At 65.6% G+C, this 16,864-nt stretch carries 6 protein-coding genes; 2 read left to right on the top strand and 4 right to left on the bottom strand.

The features are described 5' to 3' along the window. Positions 1-92 precede the first annotated feature (92 nt). Both AMB_RS10110 and AMB_RS10105 read left to right on the top strand, forming a co-directional pair. Positions 93-2,357, top strand: coding sequence for a PAS domain S-box protein (locus AMB_RS10110; RefSeq protein WP_011384409.1), 2,265 nt, complete (start codon positions 93-95; stop codon positions 2,355-2,357). A gap of 81 nt (positions 2,358-2,438) precedes the next feature. Continuing rightward, positions 2,439-3,815: a sensor histidine kinase gene (locus AMB_RS10105; RefSeq protein WP_011384408.1), complete on the top strand. Its 1,377-nt coding sequence runs from the start codon at positions 2,439-2,441 to the stop codon at positions 3,813-3,815. Here AMB_RS10105 and AMB_RS10100 read toward each other — a convergent pair. The 4 genes from AMB_RS10100 to AMB_RS26410 all read right to left on the bottom strand — a co-directional run bounded on the left by AMB_RS10100 (position 3,766) and on the right by AMB_RS26410 (position 16,864). Then, complete coding sequence (locus tag AMB_RS10100; protein WP_011384407.1) at positions 3,766-4,299, bottom strand: nucleoside 2-deoxyribosyltransferase; 534 nt, start codon at positions 4,297-4,299, stop codon at positions 3,766-3,768. The genes AMB_RS10105 and AMB_RS10100 overlap by 50 nt on opposite strands. A 29-nt stretch (positions 4,300-4,328) precedes the next feature. After that, entirely contained in the window at positions 4,329-4,631 is a 303-nt protein-coding gene (locus tag AMB_RS10095; protein WP_011384406.1) for a hypothetical protein, read from the bottom strand. Positions 4,632-4,681: 50 nt separating this feature from the next. Then, positions 4,682-5,494 carry a serine/threonine-protein kinase gene (locus tag AMB_RS10090; RefSeq protein WP_231849038.1) on the bottom strand — a complete coding sequence of 271 codons (813 nt, stop codon included), beginning with the start codon at positions 5,492-5,494 and terminating at the stop codon, positions 4,682-4,684. Positions 5,495-5,593: 99 nt separating this feature from the next. Next, on the bottom strand, positions 5,594-16,864 hold the full coding sequence (locus AMB_RS26410) for a VCBS domain-containing protein (RefSeq protein ID WP_231849075.1): 11,271 nt from the start codon (positions 16,862-16,864) through the stop codon (positions 5,594-5,596).

Raw genomic sequence — 16,864 nt, 5'->3', positions numbered from 1 at the left:
AGGTTTCGTTACCAGATGCCATGATACCTCATGCACGCATATTTGTTAAAATCGGCCTGTCGGCTCCGGCCAGGGCCAAATGGGGGACATTTGTGAGCGACGGGCTCTCTGTTTCAGGCGAGATTCCCACCCTTGCCGACGTAACCGCCAAGGTCGTGCGTTACGCCGCCGCCGGGCTGTTCAGCTGGAGTCTTCTGCTGGGAGGCTCGCTGGCCTGGAATATCGCCAAGCAACGGGAGATCACCCTGGAGCTGGCGACCAATACCGCCCAAGCCAATTTCAACAAGGACGTGGCCTATCGCCTGTGGGCGTCGTCCCATGGCGGCGTCTATGTGGAGCCCGATGCCAAGACGCCACCCAGCCCGTGGATGGCCCACCTGCCCGACCGCGACCTGATCGCCAATGACGGGCGCAAGCTGACCTTGATGAACCCCGCCTACATGCTGCGGCAGATGATGCAGGACCATGGCGAGTTGTACGGCATCAAGGGGCGCATCGTCGGCATCGTCACCCTCAATTCCGACAACACCGCGGATCCGTGGGAGGCCGAGGCCATCCGGCAGTTCGCCGCCGGAACCAAATCCGAGGTGATGGAGGTTTCCGATATCGACGGAAAGCCCTTCCTGCGCCTGTTCAAGCCGTTCCGGATGGAGCCCAGTTGCCAGAAATGCCACGGCCATCTCGGCTTTCAGGACGGCGAAGTGCGCGGCGGCATCGGTGTTTCGGTGCCATTGGCGCCCTATCTGACCGGCGAAGCGAACGTTGTCCGGACCATGGCCACCACCCACGGCGCCATCTGGGGATTGGGCATGCTGGCCATCGGCTGGATCGCCCGGCGCAGCCATTCCCGCCTAGCCGCCAACGCCAGGATGACCCGGGCGCTTCACGACAGCGAAAAGCATTACCGCGCCATCGTCGAGACCTCTTCCGATGGATTTTGGATGACAGACAACCGGGGGCAGCTCCTGGAGGTCAACCACGCCTATGCCGCCCGCTCGGGGTACAGTCGGGAGCAATTGCTGTCCATGTCCATCCAGGATCTGGAAGCCATCGAGACCGATGACGCCACCCACGCCCGCATCGCCGCCGTCATGGCCGGACAGGACCTGCGCTTCGAAACCCGCCATCGCACCCGGAATGGCGAGATCTGGGACGTGGAGGTCAGCACCTCGTATTTTGCCGGCGGCGACGGGCGGCTGTTCGTCTTCCTGCGCGACATCTCCGAACGCAAGCGCGACGAGCGCGTCCTGGCGGAAAGCGAACGGCGGTTCCGTGAGATGGCCGAGACCATCGATCAGGTATTCTACGTCGCCGACCAGGATTACAGCCGCTTCCACTACATCAGCCCGGCCTTCCTCCGCCTTTGGGGACACGCCCCCGAGGTTCTCATGGCCGAGCCCTCCTTGTGGCGCGATTGGGTCCACCCCGAAGACCGCGACGGCGTGATGAACCTCTTGGCCGCCCGGATCGGATCGGGCGAGTACGCCGCCGACTTCCGGATCATCCGGCCAGATGGCGAGATCGTCTGGCTGCACGCCAAGGCCTTCGAGGTGGCCAATCCGACCTCTGGCCAGCCCTATGTCCTGGGCTTCCACACCGATATCACCATGGCCAAATCCATCGAGGCCGAACTGCGCGACAAGAATCAGGCCCTGGAACGGTCCAACGCCGAACTGGAGGCCTATGCCTATGTGGCCTCGCACGACCTGCGCGAGCCGCTGCGCAACATCACGGCCTTCTCCACCTTGCTGAGGCGACGCCTGGAGGGCCGCCTGGACGACGAGGAGCAGGAGTTCCTGAAAATCGTCACTGATGCCGCCAACCGCATGGATTGCCTGGTCCGCGATCTGCTGGAACTCAGCCGCATCGGGCGAAACGAGCGCGACATGCACCTGGTCTCCTTGTCAGAGTTGATGCAGGCGGCAAAAAGCAGCCTGCGCAGCCAGATGGAGGCCGCCCAGGCCGATATTTCCATCACCTCGCCCCTGCCCGTGATCATGGGCAATGATGACGAGCTTTACCGCGTGCTGCTCAACCTGTTCGGCAACGCGATCAAATATCGGGGAGAGGGGCCGGTGCACATCGCCGTTCATTGCGAGGCCGAGGGGCCCGAATTGTGGAGAATGACCATCGCCGACAACGGCATCGGAATGGAATTGGGCAAAGGCTATGAAGAGCGGATCTTCGGCCTGTTCCAACGCCTGCACCAGCGCGACGAGTATGGCGGCGGAACAGGAATCGGCCTGCCGGTCTGCCGCAAGATCATCGAGCGCCACGGCGGCCGCATCTGGGCCGAAACCGATGGCCCCGGCAAGGGCACCCGCATGATATTCGTCCTGCCGAAACTGCCGGACTGACGCATTCACTGTGCCACAAGAACAACTTTCTGGTAGCCTCAGCATCCAAAGGCGTCCACCAATCCGAGGGAATTCATCGCATTGAAAGTTTCCTGGCGCATAACGGGCATCTATGCCGCCGTCGGACTGGGCTGGATTTTCCTCTCGTCCCTAGCCGTCTGGATTGGTGTCGGCGAGCCGCCAGGCATTGCCTCCCTGCTGGAACTCGGCAAGGGCTGCGTCTTCATCCTGGTGACGGCACTCATGCTGCTGGTGCTGCTGCGGCGCTGGGAGACCGAGTTGAACCGCCGGGGAGCTGCCCTGGCGGAAAGCAACCGGGAATTGTCCGAGGTGAATACCCGCCTATCGGGCATCATGCGCGGGTCTCAGGATCTGATCGCCGCCTGGGACCGCGACAAACGCCTTACAGCCTTTAATCCCCGCTATCAGGCCGTGTGCTGGAACTTCTTTGAATGCGACGTAAAGATCGGCATGCCCATTGAGGAAGTCTTCGGCAGGGTCCCGGATCGCCTCCAACTGTTCTCAGAATGCTGGGACCGGACCCTGGCCGGCGAATCCTTCGTCCAGCTGCAGTCGCTGACCACCGATGGCGATATCGGCTGGTTCGAGACCAGCTATGGCTCCCTGGCCGGGGAAGACGGCCGCCCGTGCGGCGGCTTTCATATCGTGCGGGATGTCACCGACCGCGTCCGGGCCGAGGAAAGCGGCCGCCTGCAGGCGGAAAAGCTGGCCAAGGCCGTGGAGACCCTGACCGAAGCCAATGCCGAACTGGAACGCTTCGCCTTCGTCGCCTCCCACGATCTGCAGGAGCCGCTGCGCACCGTCGCCTGCTTCGCCCAATTGGTCGAGCGCGACTACGGCGAAGGACTGGATGATCGAGGCCGGCAGTACCTGGAACTGGTCACCGGCGGCGCCATTCGCATGCATGAAATGGTCAACGATCTGCTGGCCTATTCCCGCACCAGCCGCAGCGAAGGCCGAATCGAACGGGTGTCGGCGGCAACGGCCTGCCAGAGCGCACTGAACAACCTGCGCGAAGCCATCGATTCCAGCGGGGCGGAGATCACGGTCGCCCCGCTGCCCGAGGTGGATGCCGACCCAGTCATGCTGATCCAGGTTTTCCAGAACCTGGTCGGCAACGCGGTCAAATACCGCAAGGAGGGGCTTGTTCCGCACATCCAGGTGAGCGCGGAGCAGGCCGGGCGCTACTGGCAGTTCTCGGTCGCCGACAACGGAATCGGCTTCGACCCGAAGGAACAGGATGTATTCGAGCTGTTCCGCCGCCTACACCCCCATTCCAGCTATGCCGGCACCGGTGTGGGCCTGGCCATATGCAAACGGATCGTCAACCGGCTGGGCGGCCATATCTGGGTAGAATCAACCCCTGGCGCGGGCAGCGTCTTCCGCTTCACCCTGCCGCTGGGCGAAGAGAGTCCGCCAGCGCCCGCGCCTGTTTGAGAGCGGCCTCGAATTCCGGCTGAACCCCGCGGGTCCCAGCGGCGTACATCAGGTTCTCCACCAGGCCGAAATCCTCCACCAGCATGCCGTGCTGGCGACAGAACAGCCTCCCATCCGCATCGCGGTCGTGGGGAACCCGCTCCATATAGGGGCGCATGTCTTCGGACCAGGCCACCACCGGCTTTCCCAGCCCCTCGGCATAGCCCATCTCCCACGTGGTTCCTGGGCAGGCCCCAGGACCGCGGAACGGCGAGACGCAGGCGATCACCACGTCGCACGCCCGGATCCGCTCCATATTGCCCTGACGGATCAACGCCGCCAATTCGGCGGGAGGCAGCGCCCGTTGCTCTGCGTCAGGTTCGAACGGCGCCACTCCGACCAGACCGTGCTGGCCGCACATCTCGGCCAGATAATCGAGCAGAGCCTTGGCGGCGGGATGAAAAACGGCCGGACCGGCGAGGTAGGCCTTGGGCAAATCGGTCATGAAGGGAAATTCCGTGGAAAGGGCAGCGGTCAGGCCAGGACGTCCAGGGCTTCCCTTTCCGTCCTGGCGATGCGGGAAAAGGTGCGGGCGGCCATGATATAGGCCTGCTTCGCCTGGTTGAGGTCGACCACCTCCCGCGTAAGGTCCACCTCGCCCTCGGGCGGTAACGGCACGTAGGCGGCCCCGGCCGGGCTGGTGGAGACCACCTGGCCCCTCTCGGCCTGATAGTCGGGCGTGGTGAGGTTGGCGATGTTGTTGGCGGCAGTCTGGGCAACCCGCGACTGGGTGGCAAGGCCACTAAGCAGTGTCGTCGAGGCTATGGAGGAAATCATCGCAATCCGACCGCTTGGGTTACGCCCTCATCATGCGCCTAGCCACACCGTCAAGGCAAGGTGATCGCCGCCAGCTGGGCCATCATCCGGGCCGCGTCGGGGCGCCGCGCCGGATCAAGCTCGAGGCAGCGGGCAAGCAGGGCGGCGAAGGCCGGCGGCAATCCCTTGACCGCCGCCAGTCTCCGCCGATCGGGAAAATATCCGGTCAGCATGCGGATACCGATCACCCCCAGCGAGAAGATGTCGGACCGGGCGGTCGCCTGCCCAGCCCGGGCATATTGCTCCGGGCTGATGTAGTCGCGGGTGCCGAACCACTCCTTTTCGGTCGAATCGGGCTCGCCCGGCGCCTTGGCCATGCCGAAATCGGCAATCTTGACCCTTACGCCGCCGCCCCCGGCCAGCAGCAGGTTGCGGGGCTTAAGATCGCGATGGACAATGCCCTTCCGGTGGACTTCCACCAGCCCCGACAAGACCTGCAGCAGCACCTCCTTGGTTCTGGCAGGTGAGACCCAGCGGGCTGAGGCTTCTTCACCGTCAAAGGTATCAGACCCGATTTCATGGCAGAGGGATTGCGGCAGATACTGCATCAGCAGGCAGGGCCGCCCATCGGCAGCATGATCAATGCCAATGACCGGCACGATATTGGGATGGTCGAATAGGGCCTGAAGCCGGCCCTCCTGGTAAAAGCGGCGGCGCCATTCGCTCACGGGAAACGGGGCGATGAATTGGCTTTCGTCCGCCTTGGGGCTGAAGACCTTGACTGCCACGGCGCGCCCCAGAGCCAGATCCTCGGCCAGCCAGACGTCGGAGAAATCCGTCACCGCCGCCAGACGATGTATTCGGTAGCCCGGAATCTCCGGCATCCCCCCCGCTTCCATCGTCTTGTCCCTTCCCCTATCCACAAAAACAGGTCCGCCCGCTTCGGTTAAGCGGGCGGACCCTATGACGCGTACACCAATTCCCTAGTATTTGATGCTCTCGATATTGGTGAACTCGATGGTCTGGTCGCCATCCTGGCTGTGAACCGTGATGGTGCCCGACTTGTCCTGGCCAAGCTCGATATTGCCGGTGGCGTTGTGGTCGCCATCGGACGCCACCGTCCAACTGTGATTGTCGGCCGTGGTGATGGTGATATTGGCGCCAGCATGCATGTCGGTGGACAGGTCGATGGTGTCGGTCCAGTTGGTCCCCGCGCCGCCGTTGACGGTGTCGTGGCCCGAACCGAAGTCGAACAGGAACGTATCGTTACCCTCTTGACCCATCAGCTCGTCGCTGCCGGCACCCGCCACGATGGTGTCGTTACCGGCACCGCCATGGATGGTGTTGCCGCCGTTGCCGGCCACCAGCAGGTCATCGCCGCTGGCCGACCAGATCACGTCATGGCCCGAACCGCCGGCTACGGTCAGGTCGCCGTAGTCGTAGCGGGTGGTGGTCATGTCCAGGATGACATTGTCCCCATCGCCCAACTGGATGTGGTCGATGCCGCTGATCTTCTGAGCGTGATCGCCGCCTTCCAGCGACATGTAGTCGTTGCCGGCCGCCCCGATCAGGGTATCGCCGCCCGAGCCGCGATAGGACTCGTCATGGCGGTTGTAACCGGCGATATCGATCGAGTCACCGGTTCCGGCGTGGCCGCCATTGCCCACGTCCACGCCATGCCAGCCGCTGCTCCAGTTGCTGCCGTTATCGGAGGCGTGGGTGACATGACCGCCGCCCGAATGGCCGGCGCCGTCCACTTCCCACGAGCCGTTGGAGCCCCAGCTCTCGTCACGGCCGCCGCCATTGCCCCAGCCGATGGCATGGCCGCCGCCGCTGCCACCGCTACCGCCCTTGGAACCGCCGGTGACCTGGACCGAAATGGTCTGGGTCGCCTTGCCACCCTCTCCATCACTCACCTGGACGGTGAAGGTATCGGTGCCGCTCCACTTGGTATCGTCGGCGTTGTAGAAGAATGAGCCGCTGTCGGCGTCGACGACCAGGCTGCCGTGGTGGCTGCCACCATCGAGCACCGAGTAGGTCAGGTTGTCGCCGTCCACGTCGGTGGCGGTCACCTGGCCGATATTGGCCGTATTGGCGTGCTTGTCGTCGACTACCAGCGTCGCGGTGGTGTGGGCGGCATCGATCACCGGCGCGTGGTTGGGGTCAACCACGTTGACGGAGACCGTGGCGACATCCGTGCCGCCATGACCGTCGCTCACCGTGTAGTCGAAAGTGGCCGTACCGTTGAAGCCGTTCTCCGCGGTGAAGGTTACATGGCCCGCATTGTCGATGCTGACCGAACCGTGATGGGCATTGCCCACCCCGACGATGCTGAGGGCGTCGCCGTCCGCATCGGTATCATTGGCCAGCAGGTCGGAGGCGTTGATGGTCACCTTATGGTCGGTGCCTGTGGCGATCCGGTCGTCAACCACGGTTTCACCTGCATTGCTGCCGACACCCACCAGGGTGGTGACCGAAACATCGCCGCCATGGGCCTCGGTGGAGGACACCGTGGTGGTGAGGTTCAGGCTGCCGGCCGTCACCGGCGTATCGGTAACCAAGGTCACCGTGGTCGGCGCGCCGGAAGAGACGTTCAGGGTATAGCTGCCGTCCGCATTGGGCGTCAGCGCCTGACCGTTCAGTTCCAGATGACCGCCGGCCGGGATGTTGGCGATGGTCACCGGCGACAGCGTCTCGCTGCCGTCGCGATCATTCAACGTCGCCTGAACGGTGATCGGGGTCTCGTAGCTGTGGGTGGTGGTCGTGGTGGTCACCGTGGTGGTGGCCTGGAAGGCCGTGGCGTCACCGATCACCTGCCCGTCGGCGAACTTGATGTTCTCGAAGTCCTTGACGTAGCCCTTGACGTTGTTGACGTTGGCGTCCCACTGCGCCTTGGTCACGCCGGTCAATTCGATGGAGTCGGTTCCCGAACCGCCGCTCACCGTCGCCCACAGATTCTGGCCGGTGATGGTCAGGTGATCGTCGCCCGCCCCCATGGTCACGTTGGAGCTGATGGCGCCGCCGATCTTGACCGTGTCGTTGCCGGACCCGGCATCGATGGACGCCCAGTCGTTGCCCTTGACCTCCAGGTAATCGTCGCCGGAGCCCAGATCCACCTTGGAGCTCAGGTCACGCCCCACCAGGACGCGGTCATTGCCGGCCCCGGCATCGATGCTGGCGCTGGCGTAACCGCCGATCTGCAGGTCGTCATCGCCCGATCCCAGGCTGACATTGCTGTTCAGGCTGCCGACGATCTTGACGTCATCGTTGCCGGACCCGACGCTGACGGAGGCGTTGGAATCGCCGCCCAGCTGCAGCCGGTTGTCGCCATTACCCAGGTCGATATCGCTGTTGAGAGCGCCGCCCACCCGCACGGTGTCGTTGCCGGAACCGGCAATCACCGAGGCGTTGACGTCCGAGCCCACATCCAGGGCATTGGTACCGCTCCCCAAGTCAATCTTGGAGTTGACGTTGTGGCCGATGGTGACCTGATCGTCACCGGCTCCGGTGCTGATGCTGGCGTTGTTGTCATGGCCGACGCTGATCACATCGGCGTTGCTGCTGCCGGTGTTGGCGGTATTGAGATCATAGGACACGGTGGTGGTCGGCGTGGCCGTGGTCGGGTCGGACATGGAGTCCAGACCATTCCAGGTCACGTTGTTGCCGGTCTCCACGGTGGTGGTGGTCGTGGTGGTGTGAACGTCATCCACGGTGGTTCCCATGGACACGGACAAGGCCGGCCCCTGGGCCACGGTGTCGATGTGGCTGTCATCCCCGGCCACCGGCGCATGATCGAAGGCCGCAACCGCGACGCTGACCGAGGTGGTGGCGGTGGCAACCGCCGCATTGGGGTCAGATTCCGTGGCGGTGGCCGTGGCTCCCAGCGTGAAGGCATGGGAATCGGCCGGCACCTGCAACGTCAGGTGATCGAGATGACCACCCGGCAGCGACCAGGTCCCGTTGCCGGTATCGGTGCCGACCACGTTGCCGTGCGTATCCAGAATAACCGCGCCTTCAGGCAGGCCGTTCAGGGTGACCGCCAGGCGCTCCGAACCGTCGGTATCGGTCAGGCTGGAGGACACGTCCAGAGGATAATTGACCACCCGCTCACCGGGTTCCGCGGCTTCGTAGCTGATGGAGTGGATCAGGTAGTCGTTGTCGCCGCCGCCCGGCGCCGAGAAGACGATCTGGTCAAAGCTGCCGCCATTGGCGGCGGTCAGGCTGATCGCCGGGTCGACGCTGTCGGTGATGCCGGTGACGGTGCCCTCGCCCACCTTCACGCCGTTCTGGTACAGGTCGTAATGGGCATGCTCCTGGGAATTCATCCAGGCGAAGGAGACGTTGGCCGAGGAGACGTCACTGTCGAAGTTGACAACAATCTTCTCGGAACGGCCACCGGATTGCCCCAGTTCCGCCTGATCGCCCGAAGCGTTTCCTGCGACGCCGAAACCGTCCGGCCCGCTATGGGTCGAAAGCGTTCCCGCCGAGCCGTCCAGATTCAGCGCCGAAACGCTGAAGCCGCTGTTGGTGGCATGCATGTTGGAGGTGGTGATGGTCACGTCCTCGGACGCACCGGCCAAAGTCACCGCCGAACCGCCACCCAGTTGCAGGTTGAGCACGGGGGCATCGGCGACGGCGTCAACGTGAACGTTGACGGCCTGGGTCGCCGTACCGCCATGACCATCCGACACCTGGACATTAAAGGTCTCGTTACCCGCCCAGTTGGCATTGGGCGTGAAGGTGTATTCGCCCGTCGTCTGATTGATGCTGACGGTACCGTGGTCGGTCGCAAGGCTTCCGACCGCGCTGCCATGGCTGTCAACCAGCGAGTAGCTGAGCCTGTCGCCCGCATCCACGTCATGGGCGCTGACGGAGCCGCGAACCGCGCTGTCCTCGGTCCCGCGACCGCCGGAGACGAGATCGACCACCGGCCCGTCATTGCTGCCGGTGATGGTGACCGCCACCGTGCTGGGGGCGGAGGCCGCGCCGTGGTTGTCAACCGCCACCACCTTGAAGCTGTCACCCAAGGTCTGGCCGACGCCCAGGGAGGAATCGCCGGTCGGCGTAAAGGTGTAGTCGCCGGTAGCAGCGTTGATGCTGACCGTGCCGTGGGCCGTGGTCAGGCTGTCAACCTGGTTGCCACTGGCATCCACCAGATGGTAGCGGACGCTATCGCCCGCATCCACGTCGGTGCCGGCCGCGTGGCCGCTGACGGCCGTGTGGTCGTTGGCGGTGGTCACGTTGGCGGTGTTCACCACCGGCCCGTCATTGCTTCCTGTGACGGTTACGGCGACGGTTCCGAGGTTGCTGTCGGCGCCGTGGTTGTCGGTGGCGACGACCTTGAAGCTGTCGGTGACCGAGGCGCCGACGCCGAGGCTGGCGTTGGCGGCGTTAGGGGTGAAGGTGTAGTCGCCGGTGGCGGCGTTGATGCTGACGGTGCCGTGGTCGGTGACCAGGCTGCCGACATGGTTGCCGTTGGCGTCGACCAGCGAGTAGCTGAGGGTGTCGCCGGGGGTGTCGGAGCCGGTGACGTGGCCGGTGACGGCGCTGTGATCGTTGGCCGTCGCCGCGTTGGCGGTGGTGAGCGTCGGGGCGCCGTTCTCCACGGTGACGTTGACGGTCTCGGTGGCGGTGCCGCCGTGGCCGTCCGACACGGTGATCTTGAAGGTGTCGGTGCCGCTGTAATTGCCGCTGGGCGTATAGGTGAAGGTGCCGTCGGTGTTGACCACCACGGTGCCGTGCTGCGGTCCGCTGGTGCCGGTGCCCACCGCATAGGACAGGTGGTCGCCGTCGGAATCGGTGACGCCGGCCGCGCCGGTGATGGTGGCGCCCATGGCGCCGTGCACCGAGGTGGCGTCGCCCGCATCCGGCCCGTGGTTGGACAGGTCGTCATGCACGGTGGCCGAAGCGGTGGACGAGGCCACGCTGGTGCCGTCGGTGGCCACCGCCGTCACGTTGACGTTGAGGTCGCCGTTGAAGCCGGCCGGAGTCTTGACCGACAGGCCGCCCAGCTGGGCCGGGTTGAGGGAGTACGAGCCGTCGGCGCCGGCCACCAGGGCCACGCCGTTCTGATACAGGGTCGAGCCCGAGGGCAGGCCGGAGATTTTGACCGCATGGCCTTCCGAGCCGTCCATGTCGGGGAAGCTGGCCGAGACGGTGAGCGGATGGGTCGCCGTCGGCGCCGCATTGCCCCAGGTCACCGACATGTTGACGTCGTTGTAGTCGCGGTCGCCGCCGCCGGTCAGGTCTTCCCAGTTCTGGTTGCCCGACACCGCGCTGGTGTCCTCGCTATGGACCATGTGGTCGCCGTTGAGCGCGCTCTTGTCGAACAGCACCTTGGTCCCGGCGCCCGAGAGCACGTGGCCGGCGCTGTCGCTGGCCTGCCAGTTGCCCGACGCATCCTTGGAGAAGGTCAGCGCCGCGCCATTGGCCAGGCCGGAATTCTGGCTGCCGCCGTCGGGGATCAGGAAGAAGCCGACCCGGTCGGGATCGACGCCGCTGATGGTCACCGAAGCGCCGGGCGAGGCATGCACGTTGGACCAGATCACGCCACCCGAAGTCGGGTTGCCGCTGTCGTCCATGACGTAATAGCCATAGGTGTTGTTGTAGCCGGCCGAGGCCGTGCTGTCCAAATTGGTGACGGTGAAGCTGCCGTTGGGGGTCTCCACCGGGGCGCCGATGGCCACCGACACCGTGGCCCGGTCGGCCACCGCGTCCACGTCCAGCGCCGCCGAACCGGTGGTGGTGCCGCCATGGCCGTCGCTGACGGTATAGCTCACATCCACATGGCCGCTGAAAGTCTCGGTGGGCGTGAAGGTGTAGGTGCCGTTGCCGTTGTCGACGATGCTGCCGTGGGCCGCCGACAGGTTGCTCACCGACAGGGTGTCGTGGGCATCGGTGTCATGGGCGTTGGCCAGCAGCTGCGCCTTGGTGAAGGTGACGGAATTGTCCTCGGCCGTGTGGCCGAGACCCACCGCGCCGCTCACCGTCGGGCCGTCATTGGAGCCGGTGATGGTGACGCTGACGTTCTGGGTGGCGGTGCCGTCGGCCGAGGCCACGGCGAAGGTCTTGGTCATGGACTCGCCGGCCCCCAGGGCCTGCACGTCGGCATTGGCCGAGTTGACCTGGAAGGTCCACTGGCCGTTCTCGCCGATGGAGAAGGTGCCCTGATCGGTCTGCACCGTCTGGGCGGTCACATGGGCCTGACCGTGATCCACGTCGGCGACGCTCAGCGTGCCGGTGGCGCGGCCGTTGCCGTCCTCGGCCACCGCGCCGGTGGTCGAGCCCGAGATGGTGGCGGAGTCATTGGCGCCGTTGATGGTCACCGTCACGTTCTGGGTGGCGGTGCCATCGGCCGAGGCCACGGCGAAGGTCTTGGTCATGGACTCGCCGGCCCCCAGGGCCTGCACGTCGGCATTGCCCGAGTTGACCTGGAAGGTCCACTGGCCGTTCTCGCCGATGCTGAAAGTGCCCTGATCGGTCTGCACCGTCTGGGCGGTCACATGGGCCTGACCGTGATCCACGTCGGCCACGTTGAGGGTGCCGGTGGCACGGCCGTTGCCGTCCTCGGCCACCGCGCCGGTGGTCGAGCCCGAGATGGTGGCGGAGTCATTGGCGCCGTTGATGGTCACCGTCACGTTCTGGGTGGCGGTGCCATCGGCCGAGGCCACGGCGAAGGTCTTGGTCATGGACTCGCCGGCGCCCAGGGCCTGCACGTCGGCATTGCCCGAGTTGACCTGGAAGGTCCACTGGCCGTTCTCGCCGATGCTGAAAGTGCCCTGATCGGTCTGCACCGTCTGGGCGGTCACATGGGCCTGCCCCTGATCCACATCGGCGACGTTGAGCGTGCCGGTCACCGAGCGGTTACCGTCCTCGCCCACCGTGCCCACGCTGGTGCCGGTGATCACCGCGCCGTCATTGCTGCCGGTGATGGTGACGCCCACGGTCGAGGGCGCGCTGGTCATGGTGCCGTCGGTGGCCACGACCTTGAAGCTGTCGGTCTGCACGTCGCCAGCCCGCAGGCTCTGCGCGTCGGCATTGGGGGTGAAGGTGTACTCGCCGGTGGCCGAGTTGATGGTCACCGTGCCATGGGCGGTCGACAGGCTGTCCACCTGGTTGCCGCTGGCATCCATCAGGTGGTAGCGCACGCTGTCGCCCACGTCCTGGTCGGTCCCGACCACGCGGCCGGCGCCCGAATGATCCTCGTCGGTGCTCACCGCCGTGGCGCTGGTCACCGTCGGAGCGTTCTCCAGCGAGACGTCGCGGCCGTCCACCGTCAGCTTCAGGCTTTCCCAGTTCTTGGCGTCAACACCCAGGGTGTTGAAGTGGAAGCTTTGGCCGGCATGGGCCGGATCGGCGATGAAGGACTGGAACTGCTGCAGCTCGGCGCGCACCGCCGCGGTGTATTGCGACCCGGAAAGGTCGATGCGCAGCGTGTCGGTGCCGGTGCCGCCGTCGTAATTGTCGCCCGCCGACTGGCCGCCCTTGATGATGCCAAGGTCGTTGCCGGCGCCCGCGTCGATGGTGTCGGCGCCATAGCCGCCGTCCAGGGTATCGGCGCCATCGCCGCCCCGCAGCGTATCGTTGCCCGAAGCGCCATACAGCACGTCGTTGCCGGTGCCGCCGTCGATGACGTCGTTGCCGGCATTGCCCATCAGTACGTCGTTGCCGGCGCCGCCGTCGATGGTGACGTCGCCATAGGTGTACTTGCTCGACGTCAGGTCGACCACGTCGTTGCCCTCGCCGGCCACAATGCTCTCGATGCCGTCGATGCGCGCGCCGCCGGTGGGCGAGCCGCTATAGCCGTCGTCCAGGAACAGAGCGTCATTGCCCGAGCCCATCACCAGGGTGTCGGTGCCGGCGCCGCCGCGGAACACGTCCTGGCTGTCGTTGTCACCGGTGATGGTATAGGTCTCGTTGGTGCCCGCATGGGTGGTATCACCCACGTTCTGCGACACGAAACCGCCGCTCCAGGTCCCGTCGGTCGAGTAGTTCAGCACGTCGTTGCCGTCGCCGCCCTCCAGCAGGTCGGCGCCCGCGCCGCCCGTCAGGGTGTCGTTGCCGGCCCCGCCGAACAGGGTGTCGTTGCCCGCCCCGCCGTCCAGGGTGTCATTGCCGGCGGCCGTGCCGCTGAAGCTGACGTCGAAGCTGGTGGTGGTGGTCGCGGTCGAGCCGTTGGACGCCTCGGTCGAGGTCGCCGTCACGCTCAGATGCAGGGCGGTGCCCTCGGTGGTGGTCACGCTGAGGCCCGTCAGCTGCGCCGGAGTCAGAGTCCAGGTGCCGTCGGAATTATGGGTGCCCGCAGACAGGCTCGCCCCGGCCGGCAGACCGCCGATGGTCACGCTGCCCAGGGATTCCGAACCGTCGGTGTCGCTCAGGCGGTCGCTGATGTTCAGCGGAACCGTCACGCTGCCGGTGCCGTCGCCATACAGCACGTCGTCGCCCGACGAGCCGTTGACCACGTCATTGCCCGAACCGCCGCTCAGGGTGTCGTTGCCGGTGGTGCCGTTCAGGGTCTGAGCCTGGCCGGCTCCCAGGTCGACGGTAATGTTCGACGCCGACAGGACCGGCGAATCCGCCACCGCGGCCATGCCGAAATGGGCCGTGCCCGCCGTGCTGCCGCCCTGGCCGTCGCTGACCGTGTAGGACAGGTCGACGTTGCCGCTGAAATCATGGTTCGGCGTGAAGGTATAGGTGCCGTCATGGTTGTCGGTGATGGTGCCGTTGCTGGCCGACAGGTTCGACACCGACAAGGTATCGCCGTCCACGTCATGGGCGTTGCCCAGCAGGTCGCTGGCCTTGATGGTCACCGAGCGGTCCTCGGTCCCCGAGGCCAGCGTCACATCGCTGGTGGTCGGGCCGTCATTGACCGAGGTCACGTCGAAGCTGGCCGAACCCGAAGTGGTGCCGCCATGCCCGTCCGACACGGTGTAGGTCACGTTGACCTCGCCGTTGAAGTCGGCATTGGGCGTGAAGGTATAGCTGCCGTCGGCATTCTGGCTGATGGTGCCGTTACCGGCACTGAGATTGCTCACCGACAGGCTGTCGCCATCGATGTCCGAGGCATGGCCCAGCAATTGCTGCGCCGTGAAGGTGATGGAGTGATCCTCGGCGGTCGCGCCGAGATCCACGGGGCCGCTCACCACCGGGCCGTCATTGGACCCGTTGATGGTGACCGTCACTTCCTGGGTGTCGGTGCCGTCGGCGCTGGTGACCGTGAAGGTCTTGGTCATGGACTCATTGGCGCCCAGGGCCTGGACCGCCGGGTCGTCGTTGTTGAGGGCGAACGACCACTTGCCGTCCTCGCCGATGGTGAAGGTGCCCTGATCGGTCTCGACGCTGGTCGCCTGGACATGGGCCTCGCCATTGTCCACGTCGGAGACGTTGAGGGTGCCGGTCGCCGTGCCGGTGCCGTCCTCGCCGACGCCGCCGGCGATGTCGCCGCTGATGGTGGCGCTGTCGTTGCTGCCGTGGATGGTGACCGTCACTTCCTGGGTGTCGGTGCCGTCGGCAGAGGTCACCGTGAAGGTCTTGGTCATGGAATCGCCGGCGCCCAGGGCCTGGACCGCCGGGTCGTCATTGTTGAGCGCGAAGGACCACTTGCCGTCTTCACCGATGGTGAAGGTGCCCTGATCGGTCTCGACGCTGGTGGCCTGGACATGGGCCTCGCCATTGTCCACGTCGGAGACGTTGAGGGTGCCGGTCGCCGTGCCGGTGCCGTCCTCGCCGACGCCGCCGGCGATGTCGCCGCTGATGGTGGCGCTGTCGTTGCTGCCGTGGATGGTGACCGTCGACCTGCAGGCATGCAAGCTTGCACTGCCGTCGTTTACNNTGTAAACGACGGCAGTGCAAGCTTGCATGCCTGCAGGTCTGTCGTTGCTGCCGTGGATGGTGACCGTCACTTCCTGGGTGTCGGTGCCGTCGGCACTCGTCACCGTGAAGGTCTTGGTCATGGAATCGCCGGCGCCCAGGGCCTGGACCGCCGGGTCGTCGTTGTTGAGCGCGAACGACCACTTGCCGTCCTCGCCGATGGTGAAGGTGCCCTGGTCGGTCTCGACGCTGGTGGCCTGGACATGGGCCTCGCCATTATCCACGTCGGACACATTGAGGGTGCCGCTGGCCGTAGAGGTGCCATCCTCGCCGACGCCGCCGGCGATGTCGCCGCTGATGGTGGCGCTGTCATTGCTGCCGTGGATGGTGACCGTCACCTCCTGGGTATCGGTGCCGTCGGCACTCGTCACCGTGAAGGTCTTGGTCATGGAATCATTGGCGCCCAGGGCCTGGACCGCCGGGTCGTCGTTGTTGAGGGCGAACGACCACTTGCCGTCCTCGCCGATGGTGAAGGTGCCCTGATCGGTCTCGACGCTGGTGGCCTGGACATGGGCCTCGCCGCTGTCCACGTCGGAGACGTTGAGGGTGCCGGTCGCCGTGCCGGTGCCGTCCTCGCCGACGCCGCCGGCGATGTCGCCGCTGATGGTGGCGCTGTCGTTGCTGCCGTGGATGGTGACCGTCACCTCCTGGGTGTCGGTGCCATCGGCGCTGGTGACCGTGAAGGTCTTGGTCATGGAGTCGCCGGCGCCCAGGGCCTGGACCGCCGGGTCGTCGTTGTTGAGGGCGAACGACCACTTGCCGTCCTCGCCGATGGTGAAGGTGCCCTGGTCGGTCTCGACGCTGGTGGCCTGGACATGGGCCTCGCCCGTATCCACGTCGGAGACATGGAGAGTCCCGGTCGCCGTGCTGGTGCCGTCCTCGCCGACGCCGCCGGCGATGTCGCCGCTGATGGTGGCGCTGTCGTTGCTGCCGTGGATGGTGACCGTCACCTCCTGGGTGTCGGTGCCGTCGGCGCTGGTGACCGTGAAGGTCTTGGTCATGGAATCATTGGCGCCCAGGGCCTGCACCGCCGGGTCGTCGTTGTTGAGGGCGAACGACCACTTGCCGTCTTCACCGATGGTGAAGGTGCCCTGATCGGTCTCGACGCTGGTCGCCTGGACATGGGCCTCGCCGCTGTCCACATCCGCCACGTTGAGCGTGCCGGTCGCGGCCTGGGTGCCGTCCTCGCCGACGCCGCCGGCGATGTCGCCGGAGATGGTGGCCGAGTCATTGGACCCGTTGATGGTGACCGTCACTTCCTGGGTGTCGGTGCCATCGGCGCTGGTGACCGTGAAGGTCTTGGTCATGGAATCACCGGCGCCCAGGGCCTGCACCGCCGGGTCGTCGTTGTTGAGGGCGAACGACCACTTGCCGTCCTCGCCGAT

It is taken from the genome of Paramagnetospirillum magneticum AMB-1, assembly GCF_000009985.1.
GTDB lineage: Bacteria > Pseudomonadota > Alphaproteobacteria > Rhodospirillales > Magnetospirillaceae > Phaeospirillum > Phaeospirillum magneticum.
Note: the sequence above shows the minus strand (reverse complement) of the source record. Positions and strands in the feature narration are given on the sequence as shown.